The sequence below is a fragment of the Lactococcus lactis genome, from assembly GCF_029023865.1.
GTDB classification, from domain to species: domain Bacteria; phylum Bacillota; class Bacilli; order Lactobacillales; family Streptococcaceae; genus Lactococcus; species Lactococcus lactis.
The window spans coordinates 299369-317087 of the sequence record NZ_CP118969.1; the positions used below are offsets into that span (position 1 = coordinate 299369).

Annotated in this window: 17 protein-coding genes and 1 riboswitch; of the genes, 11 read left to right on the forward strand and 6 right to left on the reverse strand. The window is 34.3% G+C overall.

Annotated features, from left to right (window positions below; all coding sequences use genetic code 11):
- Position 1: 1 nt before the first annotated feature.
- Positions 2-1279 carry a cation diffusion facilitator family transporter gene (locus PYW37_RS01630; RefSeq protein WP_023189957.1) on the reverse strand — a complete coding sequence of 426 codons (1278 nt, stop codon included), beginning with the start codon at positions 1277-1279 and terminating at the stop codon, positions 2-4.
- Positions 1280-1554: 275 nt separating this feature from the next.
- On the opposite strand from PYW37_RS01630, the gene PYW37_RS01635 reads away from it, so the two are divergent.
- The 5 genes from PYW37_RS01635 to PYW37_RS01655 all read left to right on the forward strand — a co-directional run bounded on the left by PYW37_RS01635 (position 1555) and on the right by PYW37_RS01655 (position 7640).
- Positions 1555-1905, forward strand: coding sequence for a PadR family transcriptional regulator (locus PYW37_RS01635; RefSeq protein ID WP_003131688.1), 351 nt, complete (start codon positions 1555-1557; stop codon positions 1903-1905).
- Positions 1906-2214: 309 nt separating this feature from the next.
- Positions 2215-3936, forward strand: coding sequence for a multidrug efflux ABC transporter LmrCD subunit C (lmrC, locus tag PYW37_RS01640; protein ID WP_047205617.1), 1722 nt, complete (start codon positions 2215-2217; stop codon positions 3934-3936).
- Between the two features lie 3 nt (positions 3937-3939).
- A complete protein-coding gene (lmrD, locus tag PYW37_RS01645; RefSeq protein WP_074453817.1) occupies positions 3940-5934 on the forward strand; it encodes a multidrug efflux ABC transporter LmrCD subunit D in 1995 nt (664 codons plus the stop codon).
- Positions 5935-6110: 176 nt separating this feature from the next.
- Complete coding sequence (gene murA / locus PYW37_RS01650) at positions 6111-7385, forward strand: UDP-N-acetylglucosamine 1-carboxyvinyltransferase (RefSeq protein WP_023189955.1); 1275 nt, start codon at positions 6111-6113, stop codon at positions 7383-7385.
- Positions 7386-7421: 36 nt separating this feature from the next.
- On the forward strand, positions 7422-7640 hold the full coding sequence (locus PYW37_RS01655) for a YdbC family protein (protein WP_003131683.1): 219 nt from the start codon (positions 7422-7424) through the stop codon (positions 7638-7640).
- Between the two features lie 31 nt (positions 7641-7671).
- On the opposite strand, the gene PYW37_RS01660 is transcribed toward PYW37_RS01655, so the two are convergent.
- Positions 7672-8448, reverse strand: a complete 777-nt coding sequence (locus tag PYW37_RS01660; RefSeq protein WP_223848608.1) for an Rgg/GadR/MutR family transcriptional regulator — start codon at positions 8446-8448, stop codon at positions 7672-7674.
- 249 nt (positions 8449-8697) lie between these two features.
- Here PYW37_RS01660 and PYW37_RS01665 point away from each other — a divergent pair, with 249 nt between their 5' ends.
- The gene (locus PYW37_RS01665; protein WP_012897172.1) at positions 8698-9348 is read left to right on the forward strand and encodes a hypothetical protein; all 651 of its coding nucleotides are present in this window, start codon (positions 8698-8700) and stop codon (positions 9346-9348) included.
- A 1-nt stretch (position 9349) separates the two neighbouring features.
- The gene (locus PYW37_RS01670; RefSeq protein ID WP_012897173.1) at positions 9350-11062 is read left to right on the forward strand and encodes an ABC transporter ATP-binding protein; all 1713 of its coding nucleotides are present in this window, start codon (positions 9350-9352) and stop codon (positions 11060-11062) included.
- A 30-nt stretch (positions 11063-11092) separates the two neighbouring features.
- On the opposite strand, the gene PYW37_RS01675 is transcribed toward PYW37_RS01670, so the two are convergent.
- The 4 genes from PYW37_RS01675 to thiT all read right to left on the reverse strand — a co-directional run bounded on the left by PYW37_RS01675 (position 11093) and on the right by thiT (position 13249).
- The gene (locus PYW37_RS01675) at positions 11093-11449 is read right to left on the reverse strand and encodes a DUF3397 domain-containing protein (RefSeq protein ID WP_015425786.1); all 357 of its coding nucleotides are present in this window, start codon (positions 11447-11449) and stop codon (positions 11093-11095) included.
- A gap of 23 nt (positions 11450-11472) precedes the next feature.
- A complete protein-coding gene (locus PYW37_RS01680; RefSeq protein ID WP_003131681.1) occupies positions 11473-12021 on the reverse strand; it encodes a biotin transporter BioY in 549 nt (182 codons plus the stop codon).
- A 110-nt stretch (positions 12022-12131) separates the two neighbouring features.
- Complete coding sequence (locus PYW37_RS01685) at positions 12132-12608, reverse strand: aminoacyl-tRNA deacylase (RefSeq protein ID WP_003131680.1); 477 nt, start codon at positions 12606-12608, stop codon at positions 12132-12134.
- 92 nt (positions 12609-12700) lie between these two features.
- Positions 12701-13249, reverse strand: a complete 549-nt coding sequence (thiT, locus tag PYW37_RS01690; protein ID WP_023189952.1) for an energy-coupled thiamine transporter ThiT — start codon at positions 13247-13249, stop codon at positions 12701-12703.
- A gap of 48 nt (positions 13250-13297) precedes the next feature.
- Positions 13298-13397: riboswitch (TPP riboswitch) on the reverse strand.
- A 581-nt stretch (positions 13398-13978) separates the two neighbouring features.
- Between thiT and PYW37_RS01695 the strand changes: the two genes are divergently transcribed.
- The 4 genes from PYW37_RS01695 (at position 13979) to PYW37_RS01710 (ending at position 17699) form a co-directional block, all read left to right on the forward strand.
- Entirely contained in the window at positions 13979-14839 is an 861-nt protein-coding gene (locus PYW37_RS01695) for a MetQ/NlpA family ABC transporter substrate-binding protein (protein WP_010905280.1), read from the forward strand.
- 143 nt (positions 14840-14982) lie between these two features.
- Complete coding sequence (locus PYW37_RS01700; protein WP_023189951.1) at positions 14983-15843, forward strand: MetQ/NlpA family ABC transporter substrate-binding protein; 861 nt, start codon at positions 14983-14985, stop codon at positions 15841-15843.
- A gap of 116 nt (positions 15844-15959) precedes the next feature.
- Positions 15960-16820, forward strand: coding sequence for a MetQ/NlpA family ABC transporter substrate-binding protein (locus tag PYW37_RS01705; protein WP_010905281.1), 861 nt, complete (start codon positions 15960-15962; stop codon positions 16818-16820).
- Between the two features lie 18 nt (positions 16821-16838).
- Complete coding sequence (locus tag PYW37_RS01710) at positions 16839-17699, forward strand: MetQ/NlpA family ABC transporter substrate-binding protein (RefSeq protein WP_023189949.1); 861 nt, start codon at positions 16839-16841, stop codon at positions 17697-17699.
- The last annotated feature ends 20 nt before the right edge of the window (positions 17700-17719 follow it).

A 17719-nucleotide genomic window follows, 5' to 3' on the forward strand; every position in this document is an offset into this window, starting at 1 on the left:
ATCACTTTTCCTCTCTTTTTAAAGTTGTCTGTCTATAAATACAGCGCCAATAGTCATTGCGTCGCCAGATACTTGTAACCACAAAATTTTGTTCATTTTTCCAGTAATCATAAGTTAAAATAAATGTTTTCTTGCTGACTTGTGAACTACTATAGTGATTTATTGCTAATGGAATTACTGACAGACTTGTCAATGAATTTTTAGAGTCATTATTTTTACTGACAGAATTTTCGTCAGTAATTTTTACAAAATCTTTCAATTTATCAGAAGCATTGATGATTTTTCCATCAGCAAGAATTTCTTGAAAAGTGCTGTCAGTTAATTTATCCAAATTTTCCAGATTTAAAAACTGTTCTTCTTTTGCCAAAAGTTCAAGTGAGCGACTGGCGTAATGTTCCTCTTCAGGTAAGGCAGCAGGTTCAACGTGGACATCAACATCATAAACACCATAATTGTCAATTAACATTTTCTCAATGAACTCGGTCGCTTCATGACTCTCGAAAACACTTAAATCAGGAGACATTTCAACCACTACATCAAGGAAAATATTACTTCCATAAGAACGACCTCGGACAAGCTTAACCCCTTTTACCTTTGGAACTAAGCAAATTGCTTCGCGATATTCTTCGACAAGATTTTCATCAAAACCATCAGAGAGACTAAAAACAGATTCATGGAAAATATCATAAGCAGTCTTTAAAATGAAACCACAAATAACTACAGCCATCGCAGTATCAAGCCACTCCCAGCCTACACTACTTGCTAAAATAGCAACCACAGTTCCAATAGAAGTCACCGCATCAGAGAGATTGTCCTTACTTGCTGCTGACAGCGCTTGTGAGTTCGTTTTTTTAGCCAATGCCCGATTATAAAGATAAACGCCCAGCATGACAAAAGCTGAGAATAGACCAACAAGAGCTCCCAGTGGGTCTATGGCTTCTTCTTTACCAGAAAGAAGTGTCATAACTGTTTCTCTTAAAACCTCAAAACCAACGAAAAACATGATAAAACTAGAAATTAAGCTAGCGATTGACTCAATTTTCCAGTGACCATAAACATGATCACTATCTGCTGGAATTCGAGCAAGTCGAAGACCAATCAAAATTGCAATATTTCCCATAATATCAGTCACATTATTAAAACCATTAGCTTGAAGAGCACTAGAATGCACAATTGCTGCAAAAGCAATTTGTCCAATGGATAAAACAATATAAGCGATAATAGAAACCCAAACTCCTTTTTCAGCGAGTTTCAGATTGTTTGTACTTGAAGCTGCCATATGAATCCTCCCAAATTTACATCATTCCATTATAACAAAATTTTGAATGAAAGTTTGTATCTATTGCCAAAAAATGCTTTTATAACAAGGGCTCACAAAATATAAATAAAAAATAAGGGCTGACTAATTTATATAAAAATACCCACTTTCTACTATATTAATGTAGTAGAAATCAGTCAAAAATAAAATAATTATATAAAAAATTCAAGTACCTTGACTTACATAGTAATGTGAAGTATAATATACTTTGTTTAAAATGATAGAAAGGAAAAAGAATGGCAGAAATACCAAAGGAAATGTTACGCGCCCAAACCAATGTCATTTTGCTCAATGTCTTAAAACAAGGGGATAATTATGTTTATGGCATTATCAAGCAAGTCAAAGAAGCCTCAAATGGAGAAATGGAGCTTAATGAAGCCACGCTCTATACAATTTTTAAAAGACTTGAAAAGGATGGGATTATCAGTTCTTATTGGGGAGACGAAAGCCAAGGTGGCCGTCGTAAATACTACCGCTTGACAGAAATTGGTCATGAAAATATGCGACTTGCTTTTGAATCTTGGTCTAGAGTCGATGAAATTATTGAAAATTTAGAAGCAAATAAAAAAGATGAATCTAATAAATAATTTCCAATTAAAATTTAAGTTACAAAATAAGGGGTGAAGGTAAAAAATATTCGTCGCAAATTGTTGACTTAAACTTTGAAAAGCGTTACAATATTTTTGTTAGTTTATCTTTTTTGAAACTAACTATTGTAATATTTAACAGCATTAACAATTAATGCTTGTTTACTAAAAAAAATAATGTTATAATTATTTTCTCAAAAAATTTATTGAAATTATTTTGAAGTAAAATGAAATCGAAAATTCAATTTAATGTAAACTTATTTACATTATTTAACTCTAGAAAGGAATTTTATGATTTTCAAATCAATCATGAAGCATAAATGGGTTGCCTTATTCTCAATCGTTTCAACCTTTATTTATGCAGGAGTACAGCTTTACCAGCCCCAAATCATGAAACGAATTATGACCGTAATGTCATCAACAACTTATAGCCGTCATCAAATGGCTGACAAGGTTTCAGGATATGGAGTTGAGCTTTTGGTTGTTGCTGGGATAGGGATAATTTTTGCTATCTTTAGTACACTTTCAGCGGCACGTATTGCCCAAGAAATTGGAGCAGACGTTCGTGAAGCGACTTACAAAAAAATCAATACATTTTCTTATGAAAATGTTGAAAAGTTCAATGCCGGAAACCTTGTTGTTCGGATGACAAATGACGTCACACAAGTTCAAAACTTGATGATGATGGTTTTCCAAATTTTGATGCGGATTCCAGTCCTTTTGATTGGTGCGGTTGTTCTTTCTATCACGACTCTTCCAAGATTATGGTGGATTACAGTTCTTTTAATTGTTTTAATCGTATTAGTCACAGCCGTTTTAATGGGACGCATGGGCCCTCACTTTATGGCTTTCCAAAAATTGATGGACCGTATTAACGCCATTGCTAAACAAAACTTGCGTGGTTCACGTGTCGTTAAATCATTCGTTCAAGAAAAAAATCAAATCAAAGATTTTGATGAAACTTCTGATGAACTTTACGATCATAACTGGGCAGTAGGAAAACTCTTCTCAGCAATGATTCCACTCTTTACTGTGATTGCTCAAGGAGCAATTTGGCTTGCTATTTACTTTGTTTCAACTTTTGTAACAGAGTCAACAACAGTTGCCCAAGATAGTATTGGTGGGATTGCTACATTCATGACTTATATGGGAATGATTATGTTTGCCATTATCATGGGTGGTATGATTTCAATGTTTGCTTCACGTGGTATGGTATCAATTGGTCGTATTAATGAAGTGTTAAATACTGATCCAGCCATGAAATTTGATGAAAATGCTAAAGATGAAGTTCTTTCAGGTTCTGTCAAATTTGACCATGTGTCATTCTCTTATCCAAATGATGAAGAACCAACACTTAAAGATATTAGCTTTGAAGTAGAACCTGGTCAAATGGTTGGGATTGTCGGAGCGACTGGTGCTGGTAAATCTACATTGGCACAATTGATTCCAAGACTCTTTGACCCAACAGAAGGTACCGTTTCAGTTGGTGGAAAAGATCTTAAAACAGTTAGCCGTGGAACATTGAAGAAAAATATTTCTATTGTTCTTCAAAAAGCAATTCTCTTCTCAGGAACAATTGCTGGAAATATTAAACAGGGGAAAGCCGATGCAACTGATGAAGAAATGACTCGTGCTGCACGCATTGCCCAAGCCGCAGAATTTATTACAACTAAAGATGGTCAATATGATTCTGAAGTTGAAGAACGCGGAAATAACTTCTCAGGTGGTCAAAAGCAAAGACTTTCAATCACACGTGGAGTTGTTAAAAATCCAAATGTCTTAATTTTAGATGACTCAACATCAGCCCTTGATGCTAAATCTGAAAAACTTGTTCAAGAAGCTTTGAATAAAGACCTTAAAGACACAACCACAATTATTATTGCTCAAAAGATTTCATCAGTGGTTCATGCAGATAATATTTTGGTTCTTGACCAAGGAAAACTTGTTGGTCAAGGAACTCACCAAGAATTAGTTGCTGAGAATAAAATTTACCAAGAAATCTACGACACACAGAAAGCACAGGAGGACTAAGACATGGAAAATACCAAATCAACAAGAAAAATGTCTGACACCACACGTGCCATCCGATTTTTTTACCTCTATCTGAAAAGATATAAACTCCAATTTGCTGTAATTATGATTTTCATCATTTTAGCAACTTGGTTACAGGTTGTTTCTCCATCACTTTTGGGGGACGCCATCACTAATTTGACTAAATATGTGACTGACTTCTTTACACATCAACATGCTGGTCAATCCCAAGATGCACTACAACAAATTGATCAACAATTAAGCCAACAAATGCACCAAACAGTAGATTGGCACAATGTTCCTGAAGTTGTGAAATCTTTGCCACAAGCAGCACAAGACCAAATCACTGCTAATCTTCCTAAAGGAACAACTTTAGAAACACTTAAAACAGTGGCAACTTCACATGCAGCCAGCACTTCTACATTCATGAAAGGAATGTGGCAATTGCTTGCAGTCTATGTAGCAACAGGTGTATCAATGTTGATTTATACCTTGCTCTTTAGCCGTATCGTTGCTCATTCAACAAATCGTATGCGTAAAGGTTTGTTTGGTAAACTTGAACGTTTGACAATTTCGTATTTTGACCGTCATCAAGATGGTGATATCCTTGCTCGTTTCACATCTGACTTGGATAACATTCAAAATACTTTAAACCAAGCACTCGTTTCGGTTATTTCAAATGCTGCGGTCTTTGTGGGTGTCATTATCCAGATTTTCAATAAAGATGTGACATTTGCTTGGTTGACAGTTGCCGCTTCTCCAGTTGCCATTTTATCTGCTGTGATTATCATTCGCCAATCGAAAAAAGCGACAGACAAACAACAAGAAGAAGTTTCACAACTTAATGCCTATATGGATGAAAAAATCTCTGGGCAAAAAGCAATTATCGTTGAAGGTTTGCAAGAAGATTCTATTAATGGATTCTTGGAACATAACGAAAATGTTAAAAAACGTACCTTTGCTGCTCAAGCATGGTCTGGTATGATTTTCCCATTGATGAATGGTTTCCAACTTTTATCAATTGCCATTGTTATCTTTGGTGGAACAGCCTATGTTCTTAACGATGATAGCATGTCAATTGCCACAGGTTTAGGGCTTTTGGTTGCCTTTGTTCAATACGTTCAAAGTTACTACAACCCAATCATGCAAATTTCATCAAACTTTGGTCAACTTCAACTTGCCATCACAGGGGCAACTCGTTTGAATGTCATGTTTGATGAACCAGAAGAAGTTCGTCCTGAAAATGGTAAGAAATTTGATACGATTAAAGATGGAATTCAAATCGAAAATCTTGATTTTGAATATCTTCCAGGAAAACCAGTCCTCAAAAAAGTTAATATTGATGTTAAAAAAGGACAAATGGTTGCCCTCGTTGGTCCAACTGGTTCAGGTAAAACAACAGTTATGAACTTGATGAACCGTTTCTACGATGTTAATGGTGGAGCAATTAAATTTGATGGAACTGATATTCGTGAATTTGATTTAGATAGCTTGCGTTCAAATGTCGGAATTGTTTTGCAAGAGTCTGTTCTCTTTGATGGAACGATTGCTGATAATATCAAGTTTGGTAAACCAAATGCTACTCAAGAAGAAATTGAAACAGTGGCTAAGACAACTCACATTCATGATTTCATTGATAGCTTACCTGACAAGTACGAAACACATGTTTCAGATGATGAATCAGTCTTCTCAGTTGGTCAAAAACAACAAATTTCTATCGCACGTACCATTTTGACAAATCCAGAACTTTTGATTTTGGATGAAGCAACTTCAAATGTGGATACAGTAACTGAACAACAAATTCAATGGGCGATGGAAGCTGCTATTGCTGGTCGTACTTCATTCGTTATTGCTCACCGTTTGAAAACAATTCTTAATGCAGATAAGATTGTTGTTCTTAAAGATGGTGAAGTTATCGAAGAAGGAAATCACCATGAACTCGTTGCTCAAGGTGGCTTCTACTCTGAACTTTATCACAATCAATTTGTTTTTGAATAAGAGATTATTCAGTTAAGCAATGGAAAATAAAATCACAGTTAAAATTTTAGCTGTGATTTTTTATTTAGATAAAAAAGTCTATGAAAAACTACTATAAAATGTTAAAATAGAGAGCGGTTCTTAAAAATATAATTTTTTTAAGACAATAAAAATGTGAAAAGTGATTTTGAAATAATATGAAAAAAATAGTAATTAATGGTGGGAAGCGTATTTCAGGAACCATCCCAATTTCTGGCGCAAAAAATTCAGTAGTCGCTTTGATTCCAGCAACTATCTTAGCTAACGATGTTGTAACGCTTGAAGGAGTTCCAGATATTTCTGATGTTGCAAGTTTAGTCGAAATCATGGAAATCATGGGAGCAAAAATTGAACGAAATCTTGAAGAAGGACGACTTGTGATTGATACACGCAGTGTTGTTTCTCGTCCCCTTCCTTATGGAAAAATCAACTCTTTACGTGCTTCTTATTATTTCAATGGGGCACTTTTGGGACGTTTTGGTCAGGCAACAGTAGGCTTGCCTGGTGGCTGTGATTTAGGCCCTCGTCCAACGGATTTACATGATAAAGCCTTTAAAGCTCTAGGGGCTAAGAAGATTCAAGAAGAAGAAGCTGAGCACTTAGAAGTGATTGGTGATTCGTTAGTTGGAACAACCATTTATATGGATGTTGTTTCTGTTGGGGCAACAATTAATACTATGCTTGCTGCTAGTCGTGCAAAAGGTTTAACTATCATTGAAAATGCTGCCCGTGAACCTGAGATTATTGATGTGGCGACACTTCTAAATAATATGGGCGCACAAGTTCGAGGAGCTGGGACTGACATTATCCGCATTACTGGAGTGGATGAAATGCACGGTGCTCAACATACGGTGATTCCTGACCGTATCGAAGCGGGAACTTATCTTGCCTTAGCAGCTGCTATGGGAGATGGTGTCATCATTGAAAATGTTATTTATGAACACTTGGAATCTTTCATTGCTAAACTTGAAGAAATGGGTGTAGGTTTGACCATTCGTGAAGATAGTATTGAAGTTCATAAATCAGAAAATCTAAAATCAGTCAATATTACTTCTGTTCCTTACCCAGGGTTTGCGACGGATTTGCAACAACCAATTACACCACTTTTATTGAAAGCAAAAGGTCGTGGTTCAATTGTTGATACGATTTATCAAAAACGTGTCAATCATGTCCCTGAATTAGCTCGTATGGGTGCTAATATTTCTGTTTTAGACGATCGAATTATTTATGACGCTCCTAATGAATTAACTGGTAGTTGTGTTCAAGCAACTGACTTACGTGCTGGTGCGGCTTTGGTTACTGCTGGAATTATTGCCAGTGGAACTACAAAAATCTCTAATATTGAGTTTATCCTACGTGGTTATGACCACATCATTGAAAAATTGACTGCTGTTGGTGTAGATATTCAATTGATTGAAGAGTTACAAAAGTGATTTATTTTCGTATAGACTAATGAGAAAGGAAATAAGATGGCTGATAAATTAAAATTTGAAATCATTGAAGAATTGATTGTTCTCTCTGAAAATGCAAAAGGTTGGCGTAAAGAATTAAATCGTGTTTCTTGGAATGATGCCGAACCTAAATATGACATTCGTACTTGGTCACCTGACCATGAAAAAATGGGTAAAGGAATTACTTTATCTGAAGAAGAATTTGGTGTTCTCTTAAAAGAATTAGGAAATAAATAAAAGCCCTGAGATTTCAGGGCTTTTTAATTTTTTAATGCTCGGTCTCAAGAGAGTTGAAAAGTTTAAAGACTTCGCTATAAGAATTTAAAAGAGAAGAGGCCTCATGATTCTCAGGATTTATTTTCAACTCATATAATGCTTTCAAATAGACCGTAGTTACTTTTTCGTAAAAAAATAAATCACTCTTAGTATGTGACTCAAGATATGTAAAAAGCAAGGGGAGAGAATCTAAAAAATTATTTTCTATAAATATGGGAATGAGGCGAAGAATTATCTTAAGAATTTTAGGACTGATAAAGTCTAAATATTCATCTTCAGCGGATATAATTTTTTGAATTAATTGCTCTTGTGTTTTATTATCAAGGAGAGAAAGACAAGAGCTATACAGATAAAGTTCATAGGCACAGAATTTATTAATTGAAAGCAGATATTCTTTTAGATAGAGAGTATCTTTTTTATTTACTTGAATATTAGGGTCAATCAGATGAAGTTGGGATTTGATTTGGATAATATTGAGTTTGTGACATTTTATACTGGGGTGAAGCGTAAGCAAGTCGGTCTCTATTTTAAGGAGCTGATGAAGTTTTTCTTTATCTTCAATTTCAAATTTTTGACAAAAGTCATAATTAAAAAGAGGGCCTTTAGATAAGTTAGAAAAATAGGCTTCATGATAAAATTCCTCAAGACTGACATTGATTGCCTTAAGACTACTAAGAAACTTTGTAAGCGTCATGTCCGTTTTCCCTCTTTCAAATTTGGAAATTTGAGCATAAGAAATATCTTCGCTAGCCACTTCTTTAATTTCCATATTTTTAAATTTTCTCAGCCTTCTAAAGGTTCTTCCTAAGTTAGTATCCATAACTTTCTCCATATGTTCATATATGATTATTTTTGTTTATTTAAAGCGTTGACTTTAATGTTAATAATATTATATAATAATTTCATAATTTTCAGTTAATTAAAGTCTTTTGATTTTATATATTGAAAGAAGGTGGGTCCAATGCAATGCTTAAGATTATAGTATAACCGAAAAAATAAAAGTATGGAGGAAAAATAGATGAATTATATAGATGGAAAAGCTATTGGTAGCCATGAAGTATATTTAAATAAACTTGGGAGTGCTACACTTAATGCTACTTATAGAGTCACTTATGTTAGCCAAAGTTCAAATTCTGCAACAGTTATGGTAAATGGAGAATTATTAGACTTGAAAGTTGGGACAATTATTTATGAGGGGCAACTTATCAGTACGAATTCTTCGCACGTGGAAATCATCAGTAGCATGAATCAATTATATAGATTAGGAACAGAAAGTGAATTTTGTATCGAAAATACGGCTGAGGGTATGTTGCCAGTAGTTTTTGGAAAGGTTTATCGTAAATTTTTACGTGGAATTCCAGAATTTATTTCAGGTGGAAAATATCGTACAAGTTGTTGGAATGGTATGGAAGAAACAGCTATCTTAAATTTGGACGGAACCAAAGATGAGTATTATAGTTTTGAAAATGCTGTAAATATTTATGAGTATGATGAAGCAGGGCGACAATTTCAAATTGCTCATATGGAGCCATTTACTAAAATGATTCTTTCATTTGATGAGAGTAGTAAAATGAGACAAAGATATAAAGTTTCTAGTGTTTTGGAAATGACTAATAGGGAGATAGATTGGATTTACAATGTCTTTGTGAAGCCTATTAACTGGAGATGATATGAGAAAATTTAAATCGTATTTTTTGTTGCTTTTTGAGGGATTGAAAACTTTTTCTAAAGCGAGTAGGTGGGGGACTTTTGTGCTTGTTATTTTGGTTCCGATTGAAGCACTTGTTCCGACAGGGATTATTTTTTCTATTCAAAAAGTAACAACCGAACTGGCTAAAGGTTCGGTTTTTTCGATGAGTTGGGGAATTTTTTGGGCAGTTTTGCTTTTGATCTCAAATATTATTCCGCCAGCGACAACGGCTATTTCAGGTTATTTGACGGACGTCTTGATTGCAAACATTAATCAAAAATTAATAGATAAAGCAAGTGAAATCAAGTCATTGGAAGTTTTTGAAAATGATGAATTCTATAATGATGTGGAAACAGTTAGGAGTGAACTTTCTTGGCGACCAGTAAATTTAATTGTTTTCACGCTTTCCAATGTTCGTTATATTATTTCTTTACTTTCTTTGCTTGTTTTACTTTTTAACTATACTTGGTGGTTACCTTTAGCAATCGTGATTGTTTTAGTACCTCAAAGTTTAATTCATTATCGAATTCAACAGGAGGCTTTTGAAACTTTGGTAACAAGGCGACCAGAAGCACGTAAGATGAATTATCTACTAGAAATTGCCTTAAATCGTGATTATGCTAAAGAGAGTCGTCTTTTCAATGTTTTTGATTTTTTGAAGAAACGGTATTGGAAACTCTTTTACACGGTACATAAGGAAGAAAATCGGATACGCATGCGACAATTTGGAATTGCTTTGATTTTTATTATTATAAGTTCACTTGTATCAATGTTCGCTTTTATTTATCTTGTATTTCAAGTTCGTTCAGGTAAATTATCTCTTGGAATTGTCGTAGGTTTTGCTTCAAGTTTGGTTGCAGCAATTTCGGCCTCGAATGGCCTAGTAGAGGAATCTGACCTGCTTTATGATACTTTGATGTGGTTGGAGAAATATCTTAAATTGATGAGAAAGTCATTCACTGAATCCGGCTATAAAAGTATTACTGAAATCAATCAAATTAGTTTAGATAATGTATCCTTTGCCTATCCAAAAGAAAATCAAAAAGTTCTTAAAAGTATTTCTCTTGGGATTAAAAAGGGGGAAAAAATCGCTATTGTAGGTCAGAATGGTTCCGGGAAATCAACCTTATTGAAATTATTAGCTGATTTATTTACTCCGACAAGTGGTCAGATTTTAATTAATAATGAAGATTTAAGAGAAATAAAGCATGAAGACTACTGGGCAAAAATTTCTCCTGTATTTCAGGATTTTTCAAGATTTAAATTTTCTGTCGGAGATTCTATTAGTTTTGAAGAGAAAACAGGAGTTGATGAAGCTTTACAATTTTCAGGATTGCCTGATTTGAATTCAGAACTTCAATTGGGCAAGGAGTTTGGTGGAACTGATTTGTCAGGAGGACAATGGCAGAAGTTAGCAATTGCTAGAGCTTTTTATAAAAATAATGTGGAACTGTATCTTTTTGATGAGGCTAATAGTGCACTTGATGTGCACAGTGAAAAACAACTCTATCAAAAATTGATGGAGCTGTCTGCTGGAGCAACAGTAATTTGGATTACTCATCGAATGACTTCAGTCAAATTATCTGATAAAGTTATCTACTTAGATAAAGGCAAGGTATTAGGGTTTGATTCTCATGAAAATCTGTTAAAAAATGAAAACTATGCGTCTTTGTATCGAGAACAATTTGAATAAAAAAACTGCTCATTACAATCGGACAGTTTTTTAATGGGTAAATGTTATCACAATAAGGATAAGATAAATAATCAAAGTAATAAAGAAGGTCAAGCGCCACCAGAGTTTTAAAAAGCGACGATAGGTAAATTGTTTATAATAAAGCAAATCAAGCAACAACAAAACAAGCGCTAAGCCAGAAATGATTAGCAGGTAGTATGGAATGATGCTGATACTTGTAACATTTTTAGAAAAAATTTGCATCCCTAAGATGAGAAATATTGTAAAAACATCTGGAATTTTTAGTTTGCGATTGGTTAAGTGACGAAGTCTAAAAAACTTGAAAATGAAAACCAATGCAATAAAGACAATAAGGGGATAAAGCGCCATAAGTACTTTTATAAACATAGACTAATTGTATCGGTTTTGCCTTAGTTTGTAAAGTATTTATTTGTGTGAGAAAGTGCACGAATAAGTGCTAAGCCAAAGATAGTAACAAGGACAGCTTTAATAATTTCAACAATGACAAATGGTGTGAATCCAAGCTTTAAGGCCAATGACCAGTCGACATTGGTAAAAAATTTGAGCCACAATGTTCCGATAACTAACATAAGCAGGTGTCCTACAATATTTATGATAAAAGCAGGGATGGTCTTATAATTAATTTGATGAAGGCCAAAAGAAATAAGGGTTCCCATTATTAAAAAGGCAATTAGAAAACCACCTGTTGGACCAAAAAGAACCGCAATTCCTGATGTCCCTCCAGTGAATACGGGAATTCCAATAAATCCTAGCAGGAGATAGAGTAAGATGGCAAAAAAAGTTTCACGCGCTTTTAGTACTGTGGCAACAAGTCCTACGGCAAGTGTTTGTAAGGTGACGGGCACAATACCAATTGGGATAGACAGAGGAGAGAGAACTGCAATAATTGCTGCACCAAGAGCAATTAGGGTTAAAGAATATAATTTTGTATTTTGCATTAAGAATCCTTTGTTTTATGTATAAAATAAAATATACTAAAAAAGAAGAATTTTTGCAAACTCTTGCTCTAATAAACAAAAAATTACTGACAGAAATTCTGTCAGTAATTTTATTCTCTAATTTCGACAAATTGAGCATGAACAAAGTCAGCGAGAACTTTAGGAGCGATTTTTATGCTACGCCCAACTTCGCCAGCTGAACAAACGATAAAGTCGTGCTCTAAGGCAATAGAATCAATAAAAATTGGGAATTTTTTATTTTGCCAAATCCCTACAGGATTATTTGCACCGTGAATATAACCTGTCGTTTTTTGCAAGTCTTTTTGAGGAATCATGCTTACTTTTTTATTGCCCGAAACTTTGGCCAATTTTTTTTCTGATAAATGCTCTGTCAGTGGAAGAATACCAATGACAGGACCAGTTTTATCGCCGATTAGTGCTAGGGTTTTATAAATATCACTGCGACTGATATCCACAGGGAGGCTATTACTTTCTAAAGCGTTAATTGCAAGTCCAGTATGCTCAATTTTTGCCTTATCAAGAATTTGTTCTACAAGTGTTTTCTTTAATTTTTGCTTTTTAGACATAGCTTTATTATAGAAGAATTTATGCTGACTGACAAGATAAAGTAATTTTACTGACAGATTTTATTTTTTGTAAAAGTTACTGACAGATTTTATTAGTAATTGCTATAAATGAAAAGTTTAGGGAATTTTTTGACGAAAATGATCAAAATGACAAATGCAGCAATAGCAGTAAAAATTGCACTGATTCCATTGACAGCAAGAGAATAAGCCACGGCTCCCCAGCCTTTCCAAGCGTATTGGCTCCAGAAAATGATTCCGGCAATAAAATGGAAGAAGTATTTAAGAAGAACAGCAACAAAAGTTCCCAAAAGAACTGGTACAAGTTTTAGAGGGGCTGTTTTTTGGCGGAAAAGTCCAGCAATTCCAAGTGAAACAGGGGCGATGAGATATTCAAGAAAAGCTTGAGACAAGGTTAAAATATAAGCGTGTCCAGTAATCATTGACAGAATTCCCCAGATTAATCCACCGACAAGTCCAGCTGTTAGGCCGCGACGAAAACTGAGAATAAGAATTGGGATACAGGCGATTTCAACAATAATCCAGCCATAAACAGTATTTGGAATAAGGCTGATGATGAAGGCGAGTGCCGCCATGAAGGCAATTTCCGTTAATAAACGGACATTGAACTTAGAATTAGACATAAAAAAAAACTCCTTTTTGATGCGCACAAAAGGAGGGTTAGAAATTAGACATTTGTCTTAACACATTCCTACGCTGGCATTACCCAGATCAGGTCAGATGGTATTTCTCGCTACTGACAGTTTTGTCAATAGACCCATTGTGCAAATATTTATTTTTACTCTTTAAGTTTAGCATATTTTAAGTTGAAAAGCATTTTTTTAAGATTGTTAATCTATTTTATAAATTAAACTTAAAAAATATTTAAGGCAACATAAAAAATCAATAATTCAAAAAAAACGAAAGTCTGTTAGAATAAGTCTATACACAAATTCGGACAAAATAAAAGCGGTCGAGTAAGTAATTGTGAAGGTCAGCACAGAGAGCTTGTAGCGGTGAGAGCAAGCCTGAGTGAAGCAATGAAAATGGCTTGATAAGCGTAGCAAGAGTGAGGTTTAACTAAGCTCTTGACGGAATGGTTCTCGTTATTGAACTTGAAAGTTGCCTTTGGAATCTGAAAATTTTCAGTGAACTAAAAAGTGCTTAAATCAAGAATGGTACCACGATATAGCTCGTTTCTTTATATGAAATGAGCTATTTTTATTTAGCATGAGCGCTTTATCTTGAAGAATTTGTTTAGTATTAGAAAAATTAACAGGTGCACGGTTAATTTTTCTAATAGATGTAAAAGTTTATCAAAAGGGGAATAATTGATTTTGAAAAATAAATCAATTAGAAAAAAGGGAGAAGAAATGAATCCAAGAAACAGAAATATTTTAATTGTCGTTATTGTTGTTGTAATTGTTGCTATCGCTGCATTTTTCGGTTTTAATCATAAATCTGGTGAAAGTAAAACGGCAAATAAAACTGTGAATATTGGAATAATGACAGGAACAAAAGAAGATGATGCCATTTGGTCAACTGTTTCTAAAACAGCTAAAGATAAATATGGAATTACTTTAAAATTCACTCATTTTACAGATTATACACAACCAAATACAGCTTTGAAAAACGGCGATATTGATTTGAATGCCTTCCAACATTATGCTTTCTTGAATGCTTGGAATAAAGCTAATGACGGTGATTTGAAAGCAATTGGTAATACAACAATTTCACCAATTCGTCTTTATTCTAAAAAAATTACTTCATTGAGCCAAATTAAATCAGGAGATACAATTGCAGTACCTAATGACGCTTCAAATGAAAGTCGCGCACTTTATGTCTTGAAGAATGCTGGTTTGATTGGCCTTTCTGTATCAGGTGATACACTTGCGACAGTCAAAGATATTAATTCAAATCCAAAAAATTTGGTCATTAAAGAATTAGATGCGGCACAAACACCGCGTGCGCTTGATTCAATTACAGCGGCAGTAATTAATGACGATTTTGCAACAACAGCAAAATTAACGGTTGAAGAGTCTATTTATACTGAACCTGTAAACAAAGATAGCGAGCAGTGGATTAATATCATCGTTGCAAATAAAAAAGATGCTAATAACAAAATTTATAAAGAAGTTGTCAAAGCCTACCAAACTGAAGCAACGAAAAAAGCAATTGAGAAAGCTTATCCTGATAAGAGAAAAATTGCTGCTTGGGGATTGAAACTCGACTAAGTAATTTCGTTAAAAAGTAACGGTTAGGTGAAAACTTTGGAAATTTCTACTTTAGAAATTTCTGCCTTAGGGCTAATAAATTTTACTGACAGAAGACTCAAACTGATTACGAACGGTTTGGTCAGTAGAAATTGGAGAAGATTATGAATCCTAGAAATCGTAATATAATTATTGGAATAATTGTTGTTGTTATTGTAGCTATTGCTGCATTTATCGGCTTTGGTCAAAAATCTCAAGCAAATAAAACGGTAAATAAAACAGTGAAAATTGGGATAATGACAGGAACAAAAGAAGATGACAGCATTTGGCAAACGGTATCTAAAACTGCTAAAGATAAATATGGAATTACTTTGAAATTCACACACTTTACGGATTATACTCAGCCAAATACAGCATTGAAAAATGGCGATATTGACTTAAATGCCTTTCAACATTATGCTTTTTTAAAAGCATGGAATAAAGCAAATAATGGCAATTTAGTGGCGATTGGGGATACAGTGATTTCGCCAATCAGCGTTTACTCAAAACAACTCAAAAATATTTCAGATATCACAGAGGGTGGAACCATTGCGGTACCAAATGATGCTTCTAACGAAAGTCGTGCCCTTTATGTCTTGAAGTCTGCGGGCTTGATTAAATTGGATGTTTCTGGTCAAACACTGGCGACTGTCAAAGATATCACATCAAATCCAAAAAATTTGGTCATTAAAGAACTTGATGCTTCACAAACTGCGCGTGCTTTAGATTCAGTCGATGCAGCAGTTATCAATAATAATTATGCCGTTACTGCTGGTTTAAAGAAATCTGATGCCATTTTTACAGAACCAGTTAATAAAGATAGCCAACAATGGATTAATATTATTGTTGCTAATAAAAAAGACGAAAACAACACTGTTTATAAAGATGTTGTCAAAGCTTATGAAACAGAAGCAACCAAAAAAACTATTGCTAAGGCTTATCCGGACAAGAGTACAATTCCTGCTTGGGGCTTGAAATTAAAATAATTGTTTTTAATACTCAAATAAGTCTCTCTTCATTGAGAGACTTATCGTTCAAAGAAGGTCTGAACACTTGTGAAATAGAATATTTTATAAGTATTCAGTAGAATTTGGGGAAAAATTTGAATCCGAAAAATAGAAATATTATTGTTGCACTTGCAGTGATTATCGTTGTTGCTTTGGTTGCTTTCTTTAGTTTAAATCATCAAGCAAGTAAAAAATCAACCGCTCAAAAAACAGTTAAGGTTGGAATCATGAGTGGGGACAAGCAAGACCAAGAGGTTTGGAAATCAGTAGCTAAAACCGCCAAAGAAAAATATGATTTAAAGCTAAAATTTGTTTATTTTTCTGATTATAATCAACCTAATGAAGCACTTCTTTCGGGAGATATTGATGTCAATGCCTTTCAATCTTATAATTATGTGAAAACTTGGAATAAAGCACATAAGAGTGATATTGTGGCAGTAGGAAATACTTATATTACACCAATGCACATTTATTCAAAAGAAGTCAGCAAATTGTCAGATTTAAAAGAAGGGTCAACCGTTGCAATACCAAATGATGCTTCAAATGAAAGTCGGGCATTGTTCGTGCTCCAAAGTGCAGGTTTGATTAAATTGACAACAAGTGATTCTAGCAAATTAGTTGGCTTACCAGATATCACAGAAAATCCGCATCAATTGAAATTCAAGGAAGTGGATGCAAGCCAAACACCGCGTGCGCTTGATTCTGTTGCTTTGTCAGTGGTTAACTATAATTATGCAACCGCAGCCAGCTTACCAAATTCTGAGTCTGTCTATATGGAACCTCTCAACAAAACTTCTGCTCAGTATATTAACTTTATTGCTGCGACAAGTAAAGAAAAAAATAATAAAGTTTACAAAGAAGTTGCCAAGGCTTATGCTTCAAAAGCGACAGAAAAAGCAATCAAAGAACAATATCCAGATGGCGGAGAATTGCCAGCTTGGAACTTGAAACTTTGAAAATGAAAGGATTTATTTATGAATCCAAGAAATCGAAAAATTCTTTTTGGAAGTTTGCTTTTGCTGGTTATTATCGTGGGTCTAATCACTTTTACTTTAAGACAGGGAAAAAGTAAATCTACTTCTGTCAGTAAAATCGTAAAAATAGGTTTGATGCCTGGTGGGAAACAAGAAGATGCCATTTGGAAACAAGTTCAAAAAAATGCAAAAGACCAATTTGGGATTACTTTAAAATTTGTCAATTTTACTGACGGAGATCAGCCCAATAAAGCTTTGGCTAACCATGAAGTGGACCTCAATGCCTTTCAACATTACGCTTACTTGAAATCATGGAATAAAGCTAATAATGGAAATATCGTATCAATTGGTGATACAATTATTACGCCGATTCATTTGTATTCGACAAAGTATAAAAATGTGACGGAAATTCCTGATAAAAGTAAGATTGCTATCCCAAATGATGTTACCAATGAAAGCCGCGCCCTTTATGTTTTAAAAAATGCAGGACTCATTAAACTTGATACTTCTAGAGGAGCATTAGCAACGGTTAAAGATATCAGAGATAATCCTAAAGGCTTAATTATCAAAGAAATTGATGCAAGTCAAACCCCACGTGCGCTTGATTCTGTTGCTGCAGCAGTCATTAATTATAATTTTGCTATTTCAGCAAAAATTTCGGAGAAAGAATCAATTTATCAAGAACCTTTAAATGAAGATTCAGCTCAATGGATTAATTTTATTGCGGCAAATCAGTCTGATAAAAATAATAAAGTTTATAAAGAAGTGGTCAAGGCTTATGAGCAAAAAAATATCGCTGATACCATTAAAAAAGAATATCCAGATGGTGGAGAACTCCCCGCTTGGAATTTAAAATTGTAACTAAGAAAACTCGTCAGAGA